The sequence below is a fragment of the Coprococcus sp. TF11-13 genome (assembly GCF_003481085.1).
Classification (GTDB): domain Bacteria; phylum Bacillota; class Clostridia; order Lachnospirales; family Lachnospiraceae; genus Coprococcus; species Coprococcus aceti.
On the sequence record NZ_QUKK01000001.1, the window covers coordinates 284,498 to 297,632 of the forward strand.

The following is a 13,135-nucleotide window of genomic DNA, read 5'->3' on the forward strand; positions in this document are numbered from 1 at the left end:
CCTGAAGAAGTATTAAGAGGTTTATATGGCAGAGAACAGGAAGACGGACAACAGTATCATATTTGAAGCAGAAGATGGAACAGAAGTGGAATTCTCGGTTGTGGAGCAGACCACACTTGGCGGCGTGAATTATCTGTTCGTTATAGACAAGGCGGATGATGAATCATTCCTTATCCTTCGCGAGAACAACGGAGCTGATACGGAAGAGATGGCAGCATACGATATTGTGGAAGATGAAAATGAATTAGAGGCGGTCATCAAGATATTTGACGAGCTGCTTGAGGACGTAAATTTGGAGGTATAAGAAAATTGAATAAGAATAATAAAGAGACAGTGAAGATCATTCCTTTGGGCGGTCTGGAACAGATTGGAATGAATATCACTGCGATAGAGTATGAGGACTCTATCATAGTCATTGACTGCGGACTGGCATTCCCTGAGGACGACATGTTAGGAATCGATCTGGTAATTCCTGATGTCACCTATCTCAAGGAAAACGCGGACAAGGTCAGGGGACTCGTGGTTACCCATGGACATGAGGATCACATAGGAGCCATACCGTACATTGAGAAAGAATTAAACATGCCGATCTATGCGACCAAGCTGACCATGGGTCTTATAGAGAACAAACTGAAGGAACACAACCTTATGAACAACACCAGAAGAAAGGTTGTAAAGTATGGTCAGAATATAAATCTTGGGGCATTCAGAGTGGAATTCATCAGAACAAACCACTCCATAGCAGATTCAGCGGCCCTTGCCATATACACACCGGCCGGACTTATTGTCCACACCGGAGATTTCAAGATAGACTACACACCGGTATTTGGTGGAACCATAGATCTTCAGAGATTTGCTGAGCTCGGCAAGAAGGGTGTGCTTGCACTCATGGCTGACTCGACAAATGCTGAGAAGGAGGGCTTCACACAGTCAGAGAAGACGGTGGGAAGAACATTTGACAACCTGTTCAACGACAACAAGGATCACAGGATCATCATAGCGACATTTGCATCCAACGTTGACAGAGTACAGCAGATCATCAATTCAGCTTACAAGTATGGCAGAAAGGCTGTCATAGAGGGACGAAGCATGGTGAACATCATCACCACGGCGTCCGAGCTTGGATATATCAACATACCGGATAACACACTCATAGATATAAGCGAGATGAAGAACTACCCGGATGAGAAGGTTGTTCTCATCACCACGGGAAGTCAGGGAGAGAACATGGCTGCGCTGTCACGTATAGCTGCATCCATACACAATAAAGTAGCCATAAAGCCTGGTGATGTGGTCATTTTCAGCTCACATCCTATACCGGGAAATGAAAAGGCGGTATTCAAGGTTATAAATGAGCTCGAGGCGAAGGGTGCACACGTTATATTTGAGGATACACACGTATCCGGCCATGCCTGCCGTGAGGAGCTCAAGCTTATATATGCGCTCACAAGACCGAAATATGCAATACCTGTCCACGGTGAGTATAGACACCTCAAGAGACATGCAGAGCTTGCAGTTGAGATGGGAATCCCTAAGGAGAATGTCAAGATCATGACCACAGGCGATGTTCTTGAGATCGGTGAGGAGAAGTTCGACGTTGTCGGCAAGGTTCCTGCACAGGGAGTATTTGTGGATGGACTTGGAGTTGGAGATGTTGGAAATATCGTCCTCAGAGACAGACAGCTTCTGTCACAGAATGGCCTCATAATCATAGTTGTGACCCTGGACAGATACAGCAACCAGCTTGTTGCAGGGCCGGATATAGTGTCAAGAGGCTTCGTGTACGTCAGGGAGTCTGAGACACTTATGGAAGACTGCAGGATCACATGTCAGGAGGCTCTCGACAGATGCCTGAGCCGCGGCGTGACAGACTGGGGTAAGATCAAATCCGTGATAAAGGATGACATGGGAGAGTTCCTCTGGAAGAGGACAAAGAGAAGCCCTATGATCCTTCCTATAATCACAGAGGTGTAGAAGGGTGAGAAAATGACAGATACATTGGAACTTAGCAGACAATTGAATGCGTGCATCAAGGATTCTGATGTCTACAAGAATTATCAGTATTGCAAGGATAAACTTAGACAGAAACCAGAAAAACTTCAGCAGCTCATGGAATTTCGTAAGAAAAATTATGAAATACAGAATAACGAAATGCTTGACAATCCATATGATGAAGTTAATAATCTATTCATGGAATATGACTCCATAGTCCATGATACTATAGTCAATGACTTTATCAGGGCGGAGCAGAAGCTGGTGAGAATGATGAAGCTTGTATATGAACAGATAGCGGACGATCTTGATTTCGATATCATAGATGAGGACGCCCGGTGATTCGCGCTGGCTGGGATGTATTTGTGAACAAGGAGAATAACGATTATGGCTTTAGATAGTGCTAGAAGTATGAAGAAGATTCTGAGATTCCTTTTTGGACTATTCATCAATGTATGTATTTTATTTATATTGGTAAAGGCTTTCTCATACTCGTATGATTTTGCGTATCAGGTGTTTGCCACAAGGGCTGCGGATCCGGGCAGCAACCGGAAGGCAACTATACAGATAACTCAGGACGAGCCGCTTCTGGATGTGGCGGATTCCCTTAAGACAGCGGAGGTCATCAAGGACAAATACGCTTTTATACTGAAGGTCAGAATAGGCGGATATGCAGATGATATCCAGCCTGGTACATATCAGATAGCACCGAGCGATACAAATCAGGAGATAATAGAGATCATAACGGGAAATGGCAAGAGTTCCTCAGGGGATAGCAGCGGAGACAGCAGCGATGACTCCTCCAGCGAGGACAGTGCTGAGGAATAGACAGAGAGGATAATTATGGTATGTGATGAAAGACTTGCGTCATTTATCAATTCCTTCAATACAGACTACGATGAGGTTGTGACCTCGATCAGAAGAGAGGCAGAAGAGAACAGGGTACCTATCATAAGACGAGAGGCTGGAGAGTTCATCAAGATGTTGATTCTTATGAACAGGCCGAAGAAGATTCTTGAGATAGGTTCAGCCGTTGGCTTTTCTGCCATTTTTATGAGTAGATTTCTGGATGATGACGCACATATAACAACTATAGAGAATTATCAGCCGAGAATAGAAGAGGCGAAGAAGAATATAGTCAGAGCCGGGGCTTCAGACAAGATTACTCTGCTTGAGGGCGATGCACTGGAGATATTACCAGAGATGACAGAAAGCTATGACATGGTGTTCATGGATGCAGCTAAGGGTCAGTATGGCAATTTTTTCACGGAGGCTATACGGCTGCTTGCGCCAAAGGGGGTATTGCTCTGTGACAACGTGCTTCAGGACGGAGATGTCCTTGAGAGCAGATTTGCAGTTACCAGAAGAAACAGAACGATACATTCAAGGATGAGAGAATACCTGTACGAGCTCACCCACAATGAACATTTGGAGACGGCCATACTCAATATAGGGGATGGAATGAGTCTCAGTATCAGGAAATAAACGAAAAATGGTTGGAGGAAACGATATGAGAGATAAGAAACCAGAGCTTCTTGTCCCGGCGGGCGGACTGGACACGCTCAAGGTGGCCGTGGACTATGGAGCTGACGCAGTGTATATAGGCGGACAGGCATTTGGCCTCAGAGCGAAAGCAGACAACTTTTCCATAGAAGAGATGAAACAGGGCGTGGAATATGCCCATGCACATAATGCCAAGGTGTATGTGACAGCTAATATATTTGCACACAACTATGATCTGGATGGAATAAGAGCTTATTTTGGCGAGCTGAAAGATACAGGTGTGGACGCTGTTCTTGTATCCGATCCGGGTGTGTTTACCATAGCTCGGGAGACTATGCCGGATATGGAATTACACATAAGCACACAGGCCAACAACACGAACTACATGACATACAAGTTCTGGTATGACCACGGCATAAAGCGGGTTGTGTCTGCCAGAGAACTGTCCCTTGCGGAGATATCACAGATAAGAGCAAACATACCGGACGATATGGAGATAGAGTCATTTATCCATGGCGCTATGTGCATATCATATTCAGGAAGATGCCTTCTCAGCAACTACTTCACAGGCAGGGATGCGAATCATGGTGCGTGCACCCATCCGTGCAGATGGAAGTATTCCATCGTCGAGGAGACCAGACCGGGAGAGTATATGACTGTCAACGAGGACGACAGAGGAACATATATATTTAACTCCAAGGATCTGTGCATGATAGAGTACATCCCGGAGATGATGGAAGCCGGAATAGACAGTTTCAAGATAGAGGGGCGTATGAAGACTGCTCTGTATGTGGCGACCGTTGCCAGAACCTACAGAAAAGCCATAGATGATTATATGGAGTCAGAAGAGAAGTACAGAGCAAACATGGAATACTACAAGAGAGAGATAGCCAAATGCACATACAGGCAGTTCACAACGGGATTTTATTTCGGGAAGACAGACTCAGAATCACAGATATATGATAGCAACACATATGTAAAAAACTATACGTATATTGGAACTGTGAGAGAGGTTACCCCGGATGGCTGTGTATGCTTTGAGCAGAAGAATAAGTTTCTGGTGGGAGAGAAGCTTGAAGCCATGGGCTTTGATGGAACAAATATAGAGTGCGAGGTTCAGGCGATATACGACGAGGAAGGAAACAGTATGGACTCTGCGCCACATCCAAAGCAGAAATTGAGGGTGAAGCTTGATAAGGAGCTTGAGACCGGTATTATACTGAGAAGAAAAGAGTGATCATAAGGATGTCTGGATGTCAATCCAGGCATCCTCTTAATTTCCCGAGAGCCTTTTTCTCTATGCGCGATACATAAGATCTGGAGATTCCGAGCGTACAGGCGACCTCCTTTTGGGTGAGAGGTGACTGCCCGCCGAGACCATAGCGCATATATATGATCTCTCTTTCTCTGGAGGAGAGGAGCGATGATATGCAGGAGGGGAGCAGGCACAGGTGGTCATCCTGTATCATTTTGTCCAGAACGTTGACGTTCTCCGAACCTATGATGTCAAGGATGACGATCTCGTTACCCTCTTTATCAGTGCCGATGGGATCGTAGATCGAGACCTCACGCGCCTTCTTCTTCTCGTGGCGGAGAGTCATGAGAAGCTCGTTTTCGATACATTTGGCGGCGTATCCTGACAGTTTGCAGCCTTTGTCGGGTCTGTAGCTGTCTATGGCTTTGATGAGACCTATCGTGCCTATGGACAGAAGATCCTCGGGATCCCTCACGGCGGAATTGTACTTTCTGGATATGTGGGCGACCAGACGGAGATTGTACTCTATCAGAATGCTGCGGGCAGCCTTGTCACCGGACAGGCACAGCGCAATATATTTTTTTTCTTCTTCGGGAGTTAGTGGGTTTTTAAACGCTTCCATATATTAACTGCTCCCGTAAATTGATTGTACCGGCTGCACATTTGTTGGACGGGCTATTTTACAATTAGTACAGTCAGCTTGCTTATATAATATGTTTATTGTGCAGAAATAGTGCTTATCCACCCTGTAAAATTGCCGAAATCTGATAAATGTGCAAAAAAATATATCAAAATATGTACAAAATGTTTAAAATGTGAAAATACTGTGATATAATACGCTTTAGGTATTTGGATAATTCTGCCTGTGCGCAGGATTGCGAGAGACGTGAGGAGGGTATTTAGAGAATGCGATTAAGCGTGGGACGTAAGAAGATCAGAATTGGAGATGTCCTTGTAGCAGCGGGGGCTATCACGGAGGAGCAGCTTCAGGAAGGACTTGCAAAGCAGAAGGAGACCGGCAGAAAGCTCGGTAACGCCCTGGTTGATCTGGGATTTATAAGTAACGACATGCTGATTACGGTACTTACAACCCAGTTGGGAATTGACTACATAGAGCTCAAGGGAGCTAAGATCGAGGAGAAGGTTATACACATGGTGCCTGAGAACATGGTCACCAAGTATCAGGCCATACCTATAGAGATAGATCCTGATAACCCGAACATCCTCAAGGTAGCCATGGCGGATCCTATGGATATCATGGCCATGGACGATATAGGACTTGTCACCAACCTTCAGGTTGAGCCGATGCTCGCCTCGGAGGAGGGTATAAAGAACGCTATAGATAAGTACTACGGAAGCGCTCAGGCTATGGAGGCTGCTGAGGCCTACAGACAGGAGCAGCAGAATGTGCTCGGCGGAGGCGACGAGGAAGAGGGCAACGAAGAAATCGATAATTCCCCTATCGTACTTCTGGTTAAGCAGATCATCGAAGGCGGAGTAAGACAGAGAGCGTCAGATATACATATAGAGGCTCTGGAGAACAGCGTCAGAGTCAGATACAGAATAGATGGTGCACTTAAGCAGGTTATGTCATACGACCTCAGCATACTGGCAGGTATCACAGCCCGTATCAAGATCATAGGCGGTATGGATATAGCAGAGAAGAGAAAACCACAGGATGGTCGTATCACCATCATGGTTGACAGAAGAGAGTTTGATGTCCGTGTTTCTATCCTTCCAACAGTTTTCGGAGAGAAGACGGTTATGAGACTTACATCCAAGGACGGTCTGACAAAACCGAAGAGTGCCCTTGGTTTCGATGCAGAGCAGGAGAAGGTTTTCGATAATATCCTCAGCAACCCACATGGTATCATCCTTGTAACGGGACCTACAGGATCAGGAAAATCAACTACACTGTACACATCACTCAGTGAGCTTAACACAGAGGATGTTAACATCATCACCGTTGAGGACCCTGTCGAGGCGAACATCAACGGTATCAATCAGGTGCAGGTTAATAACAAAGCGGACATGACTTTCGCGGCAGCCCTCAGATCTATCCTTCGTCAGGATCCGGATATCATCATGATAGGAGAGATCCGAGACGGTGAGACAGCAGGAATCGCCGTACAGGCCGCTATCACAGGACATTTGGTTGTATCGACACTGCATACTAACTCAGCGGCTTCGACCATCACCCGTCTTATCGATATGGGTATTGAGTCATACATCGCCGGTGATGCTGTTGTTGGAGTTATTGCACAGAGACTTGTGCGAAGACTTTGTACCACATGTAAGCAGCCGAGACTTGTGGAGGATGATGAGAGAGTTCAGCTCGGTGTTCCGGCTGACGAGGAGGATGTCATCATCTACGAGCCACAGGGATGCCCACTGTGTAACGACACAGGCTATTCAGGACGAATCGGTGTATACGAGATGATGCCTGTATCAAGAGAGCTTCAGGCTGTTATCGCTTCCGGAGCCACAGCGGATGTCATTGAGAAGCAGGCCCTCAAGGAAGGAATGCTCACACTGAAGATGGGAGCTGCCAAGCACGTTCTTGATGGCATCACATCCATAGCAGAGATGAACAAGATTGTTCACAGTACAGTGACCGTGGCCGAGGGAGTGGATATGGGAGAGCTGTAAGATATAAGAGATATATAATGAGATTATATATAAATTGTAATTATTAATGCAAAAGGGAAAGGAAGGGACAAGTTATGTTAGACATGAAGGAATTACTTGCCTTCTCTGTAGAAGCAAAGGCGTCAGATGTTCATATAGCTGTAGGTATACCACCTAAGCTCAGAATCAACGGTAAGCTCACCGAGGTTGAGGTTCCGGCACTGTCACCTGCTGATGCGGCAGAGGCAATTGGATCTACTATGAAGGATAGGCATAAGGCCATACTTCAGGACAGAGGAGAGGTCGATTTCTCATTCGACTCACCTGAGACCGGACGTTTCCGTGTCAATGTATTCATGGACAAAGGAAACATGGCAGCAGCGTACAGACGAGTTGAGACACAGATCCCAAGACCTGACCAGCTTGGTATTCCAAGGGAGGTTGTGGAGCTCTACAAGAGAAAGAGAGGACTGGTTCTCGTAACAGGACCTACAGGTTCTGGTAAGTCGACCACACTTGCTTCTATTATAAATAAGGCGAATGAGAACCTTACGGATCATATCATCACACTGGAGGATCCTATAGAGTACATTCACCATCACAACAAGGCAATAGTTAACCAGCGAGAGGTTGGTATGGATACACTCAGCTATGCGAATGCACTCCGTGCAGCACTCCGTGAGGATCCTGATATCATCCTCGTAGGAGAGATGCGAGATCTTGAGACTATCTCCACAGCCATAACCGCTGCCGAGACAGGACATTTGGTATTCTCCACACTGCATACAATCGGTGCGGCAAGTACCATCGATCGTATCATAGATATCTTCCCTACAAACCAGCAGCAGCAGGTAAGAGTTCAGCTCGCGATGGTTCTTGAGGGAGTTATCTCACAGTCACTTCTTCCTATAGCGAGCGGCAACGGACGAGTTGCAGCCTTCGAGGTAATGCTTGCATCACCTGCTATACGAAGTCTGATACGAGAAGCCAAGACTCATCAGATCCAGTCAACTATCCAGACAAGCAGAGCCTTAGGTATGATCACTATGGACGATGCATTGTATGATCTGTATGCTTCAGGAACCGTCACAAGAGAGGTTGCCATGACATACGCACAGGATCAGCAGTACCTGAGAAAGAAGATCAACGGACAGTAAGATATATGGAATAATCGATTACCATATGGAAAAATGTGGTATAATAACCAAGTTGCATTGTGCATATTGCCTAAAAAATAACGTGCAAATAATTAAATGTTGATTAAATCTGTGTGGTATAGTAAGATATTTTACATATAATTTATGTTGCATTATTGCGCTTTTAAAGTGTAGATACATGAAAACGTAAGAATATTAAGATTGGGTCGGAGGAGAGACAATGGCAGTATTTAATTACAAGGTTGTTGACAGAGATGGTAAGAATAAAAAAGGTACCATCGAGGCCCCTAACAGAGACGGTGCTGAGAAGAAGCTGAAGTCAGAAGGCTACTCGATTATGAGCCTGACAGAGCAGAGCAGCCCGCTTGGGGGTATAGGATTTAAGAAGAAGGTCAAGTCAAGAGACCTGGGTGTATTCTGTAAACAGTTCTCAGCGGTCATCAAGGCTGGTGTTACCATCATATCCGCACTGGAGCTGATGGGAGATCAGATCGAGAACAAGACACTGAGAAAGGCCATAGCAGATGCGCGTACATATGTAGAGAAAGGTGGAACTTTGGCGGATGCGCTCAGAGTTAACCCGGATGTATTCCCGCCTATCATGATCAACATGGTGGCAGCCGGTGAGATGTCTGGTAATCTTGAGATTTGCTTGGACAGACTGGTAGAGCATTTCGAGAAGGACAATGCATTGTCATCCAAGATCAAGGGTGCCATGACATATCCTATCGTAGTTCTCTGTGTTATGGTTATAGTTATCATAGTAGTGTTGGTAGCGGTTATACCAAACTTCTCAAGTATGTTTGAAGAGATGGGAACTCAGCTTCCACTCGCAACTCGTATGATGATGGCTGCGGCAGATTTTGTCATGTATAAGTGGTGGCTGCTCATAATCATAGTTGCGGCGATAGTATTCGGTGTTAAGTTCTTCAAGAAGACGCCGTTTGGTGAACAGCTCTTTGCGAACATAGGACTTAAGGCACCTATATTTGGCAACCTGAATGTGAAGACGGCGTGTGCAAGATTTGCCAGGACCATGAGCACACTGATGGTGTCAGGTATATCCATGATAGATGCGGTTGAGCAGGTTGCGAAGATGATGGACAACAAGATTATCAGAGATGGTCTTATGGATGCTAAGATTCAGGTATCCAAGGGTGTGCCACTCTCAAAGCCTCTTAAGGATATGACGATGCTTCCACCTATGCTCTCAGCCATGACAAAGATTGGAGAGGAGACAGGAGATATAGAGGAGATGCTCAGCAAGGTTGCTGACTACTATGACGAAGAAGTTGAGGCGGCAACAAATGCGCTTACAGCAGCTATGGAACCTATGATTATGGTTCTTCTTGCAGGTGTTGTTGGCATGATAGTTGCAGCGGTATATGGACCTATCATGAGTATGTACAACGCTATGGACAATGTATAATCAAAAGAGGAAAGTTAGATGAACAGAAACAAAGGCTTTTCACTGGTGGAGCTTATCATAGTCATAGCAATCATGGCTATTCTTGCCGGAGCACTTGCACCGGCGCTCATAAAGTACATAGCAAAGTCAAGAAGATCGACCGATGTGTCGAACGCCCAGACTATAGCGACGGCAGTCGCCAATGCCTTATCGGTAGAGAAGGCATATGATGATGCCACACCTGGTGATTACCCGGTGAATACCGATGGCACACAGCTTGGCACATCGAATGCGTTCACATCAGAAGTCACAAGTCAGCTTGGGACAAGTACATTCAAGCCAAAGTATGACAAGGACAAGCAGTTCACTATCACAGTCAATAGTGATAAGGCTACATTCACCGTAAAGGTGGACAGCTCAGAGCTGTATCCGGATGTGTGTGATGCTTACAAGTAACATACGTCTGGTAGCTATTTGATATATCATGTATGACCTGCATGATAACTAAAAAGGTTAAACCCGGTAGAACGAGGATGCCGGTTTGATATAGTGCAAAGCACATAACAACACACAATAAACAACTAAAAAGGAGAGTAATATTATGAAGAAAAACAACAAAGGTTTCTCATTAGTAGAGTTAATTATCGTTATTGCTATTATGGCAATCCTTGCTGGAGCTCTTGCACCAGCACTTATCAAGTACATCGCTAAGTCAAGAAGATCAACAGATGTATCAAACGCACAGACAATCGCAACAGCAGTTACAAACGCACTTTCAGTAGAGGCAGCTTACGATGCAGCAGATGCTGGTGATTATACATTATCAACAACAAAGCCTGTTGCAGTAACAGGAACTGGTGCTGCATTTACAAGCGAGGTTGTATCACAGCTTGGTTCAGCTGCATACAAGCCAAAGTATGATAAGAATCAGTCATTTATGTTTACACTTAGCTCAGACAAGTCTACTTTCACTGTAACAGTTAATGGTTCAGAGCTTTACCCAGATGTATGTGCTGAGTACAAGTAAGATCCTGACAAACTTGTGTAAACTTACGGATTGTTCATGAGAACAAGATAGGTGTTACATAAGTGTAGCACAAGACGGTGATTATACCTATTGCAACCTCGTACAGGCAGTGAGTGTGATCATCGTCAGGTGCTGACACATTTTCTACTATTTATATTTATAGTAGCTGGGGATTTTCCCCGGTTGCTATATCTTTACACGGAGCTGAATATGAAGGAATAATTGTTATACAGTCTGATCCTTTGTACTCACTCTTTCTTTGCAGTCAGCGGTTTTTTGTATATGTGACAAGTCACATAGCATGACTTATGGCGGCAACTGGCTTACCTAGGTAGAGCTGGTACTTATTTTTCGGTGAGTTTCTTCTATATAAAAGGGTCATTATGTGGATGAGATGAGCTATTAAAAGGGTGACAGAATGTTGACCTTTATCCGGAAAGCACTTATCCGGAACAATTATATGAATGGGGTGAACAGCGGTAAGCTGGTACTCAAAGCAATGTGGAATTTTCCATACAAAACTACTGATTAGCGAGGGAGGCTATAAAAATGGCGAGTAATAATAAAGTCTTAACAATCGACATTACAAATGAAAGTATTACTATCGTTGAAGTTACACCTTCAAACAAGAAGCAGTCAACGATACACAACGCTATCATCTTCGAGACACCGGAAGATGCCTATGAGGATGGCGTGATCAGAGACAAAGAGAGAATAGCAGAGGCAATCAAGTCTCAGCTCTCAGCAAATGGAATAACAAACAAGAACGCGATATTCGTTCTTACCTCTACAAAGATCGTTAACAGAGAGGTTCTTGTACCTTTCGTTAAGGAGAACAAAATCAAAGGAATTATTAATGCAAACTCATCAGAGTATTTCCCTGTTAATATAGAGGATTACGTAGTGTCTCATACAGTGCTTGAGACAGTTACTGATGAAGAGAATAACAAGCAGCTCAGAGTTCTTGCAGTCGCTGCACCAGAGAACATGGTAAGATCATACTATGATCTCGCAGCTATGGCTGGACTGAAAGTAGTAGCACTTGATTATATTGGTAATGCAATGCTTCAGTTGATCAAGACTCAGACAACAGAGGCAATGACAACTATGGTAATCCAGTTGGGCAGTGAATCAACAGTGCTCAACATCGTAAAAGGAGATACACTTCTCCTTCAGAGAACAGTTCCGTACGGTACCAATGTGGTAGTCAACGAAGTTATGGATGCGAAGGGCGTGGATGCAACTACAGCTATGACTCTTCTCCAGAACGAAAGACTTCTCACAGTTGATTTCGATGACAATGCTATAACAGGAGCATTCAGATATCTCATCAACAATATCGGCCGTGTGATGGACTTCTTCACATCAAAGAATCCTGATAAGCCTATTGATGATGTATTTCTCACAGGTGATGGAGCCCTTATCAAGGGAATCGACGGCTTGTTCAAGGTTCAGCTCAATGTATCAACCAGAGTAATGGATACATTGTATAACATCAAATTTGACCCAAAGATTGATCTCAAGATTTATAATCCTGTATATCTCATGGTTCCTATCGGAGCTGCCTTTGACCCTATGGGCTTCGAGCTTGGTGAGACTGGCAGCAAGGGTGGTGCAAGCAGTGTTGACACAACACCACTGGTTATAGCATTTATCATCATAGCAGTCATAGTTGCAGGTGGTGTTACAGCGTACTCATTTATAGCTAAGAATAAGGCTCAGTCAAAACTTGATCAGGTGAATAGAGATATTGATTCAATCAAGGATATAGAGCAGATTGTTCAGGACTATGAAGATGCAGAAAGTGTATACATGGATGCTCAGAATATGTACAGTTACACAGAGAACCTCAATGAGAATGTTGGAACACTTATTGCGGAGCTTGAGGACAAGATGCCAAAGGGAATCAGTCTTACAGCGTTTGATTCATCTTCAACAGAGGTTAGTTTCACAGGTAACACGAAGTCGTACGAGGATATAGCTGCATTTGCAATAAACCTCAAGGATATAGAGTGCATAGACAATTCATTCGTTCAGTCTGTCACTGAGAATGTGGATCAGCAGAGCGGGGATACAACATACGACTTTACAGTTACATGTATCTACAAGGATGTAAATGCAGATGATACCGAGACTTCAACAGATGAAGTATCAGTTAATTAAGG

General features: G+C 44.6%; 13 protein-coding genes. 12 read left to right on the plus strand and 1 reads right to left on the minus strand.

The window, feature by feature from the left end; all coding sequences use genetic code 11:
* Positions 1–25: 25 nt before the first annotated feature.
* Genes DXD11_RS01285 through DXD11_RS01310 form a run of 6 tightly spaced genes read left to right on the plus strand, consistent with a single transcriptional unit; the run spans position 26 to position 4,732 of the window.
* Complete coding sequence (locus DXD11_RS01285; protein ID WP_015533126.1) at positions 26–304, plus strand: DUF1292 domain-containing protein; 279 nt, start codon at positions 26–28, stop codon at positions 302–304.
* Positions 305–309: 5 nt separating this feature from the next.
* Positions 310–1,974, plus strand: coding sequence for a ribonuclease J (locus DXD11_RS01290; RefSeq protein WP_022217240.1), 1,665 nt, complete (start codon positions 310–312; stop codon positions 1,972–1,974).
* 12 nt (positions 1,975–1,986) lie between these two features.
* Complete coding sequence (locus tag DXD11_RS01295) at positions 1,987–2,334, plus strand: YlbF family regulator (RefSeq protein ID WP_015533125.1); 348 nt, start codon at positions 1,987–1,989, stop codon at positions 2,332–2,334.
* A 45-nt stretch (positions 2,335–2,379) separates the two neighbouring features.
* Positions 2,380–2,820: an endolytic transglycosylase MltG gene (locus tag DXD11_RS01300; RefSeq protein WP_118757619.1), complete on the plus strand. Its 441-nt coding sequence runs from the start codon at positions 2,380–2,382 to the stop codon at positions 2,818–2,820.
* 15 nt (positions 2,821–2,835) lie between these two features.
* The gene (locus tag DXD11_RS01305) at positions 2,836–3,477 is read left to right on the plus strand and encodes an O-methyltransferase (RefSeq protein ID WP_117874710.1); all 642 of its coding nucleotides are present in this window, start codon (positions 2,836–2,838) and stop codon (positions 3,475–3,477) included.
* A gap of 25 nt (positions 3,478–3,502) precedes the next feature.
* Complete coding sequence (locus tag DXD11_RS01310; RefSeq protein WP_118757863.1) at positions 3,503–4,732, plus strand: peptidase U32 family protein; 1,230 nt, start codon at positions 3,503–3,505, stop codon at positions 4,730–4,732.
* A gap of 19 nt (positions 4,733–4,751) precedes the next feature.
* Here the strand turns inward: DXD11_RS01310 and sigK are convergent, their stop codons facing one another.
* Complete coding sequence (gene sigK / locus DXD11_RS01315; RefSeq protein WP_118757620.1) at positions 4,752–5,372, minus strand: RNA polymerase sporulation sigma factor SigK; 621 nt, start codon at positions 5,370–5,372, stop codon at positions 4,752–4,754.
* 284 nt (positions 5,373–5,656) lie between these two features.
* On the opposite strand from sigK, the gene DXD11_RS01320 reads away from it, so the two are divergent.
* From DXD11_RS01320 to pilM, 6 genes are all read left to right on the plus strand, one after another.
* Positions 5,657–7,399, plus strand: coding sequence for a GspE/PulE family protein (locus DXD11_RS01320; protein WP_117874714.1), 1,743 nt, complete (start codon positions 5,657–5,659; stop codon positions 7,397–7,399).
* Between the two features lie 74 nt (positions 7,400–7,473).
* Positions 7,474–8,535 (plus strand): type IV pilus twitching motility protein PilT, encoded by a 1,062-nt coding sequence (locus tag DXD11_RS01325; RefSeq protein ID WP_117548741.1) that lies wholly within the window; start codon positions 7,474–7,476, stop codon positions 8,533–8,535.
* Between the two features lie 220 nt (positions 8,536–8,755).
* Positions 8,756–9,964 carry a type II secretion system F family protein gene (locus DXD11_RS01330; protein WP_118757621.1) on the plus strand — a complete coding sequence of 403 codons (1,209 nt, stop codon included), beginning with the start codon at positions 8,756–8,758 and terminating at the stop codon, positions 9,962–9,964.
* An 18-nt stretch (positions 9,965–9,982) separates the two neighbouring features.
* Entirely contained in the window at positions 9,983–10,399 is a 417-nt protein-coding gene (locus DXD11_RS01335) for a type II secretion system protein (protein ID WP_055144040.1), read from the plus strand.
* A gap of 145 nt (positions 10,400–10,544) precedes the next feature.
* Positions 10,545–10,970 carry a type II secretion system protein gene (locus tag DXD11_RS01340; protein WP_118649240.1) on the plus strand — a complete coding sequence of 142 codons (426 nt, stop codon included), beginning with the start codon at positions 10,545–10,547 and terminating at the stop codon, positions 10,968–10,970.
* A 549-nt stretch (positions 10,971–11,519) separates the two neighbouring features.
* Entirely contained in the window at positions 11,520–13,133 is a 1,614-nt protein-coding gene (gene pilM / locus DXD11_RS01345) for a type IV pilus assembly protein PilM (protein WP_022216709.1), read from the plus strand.
* The last annotated feature ends 2 nt before the right edge of the window (positions 13,134–13,135 follow it).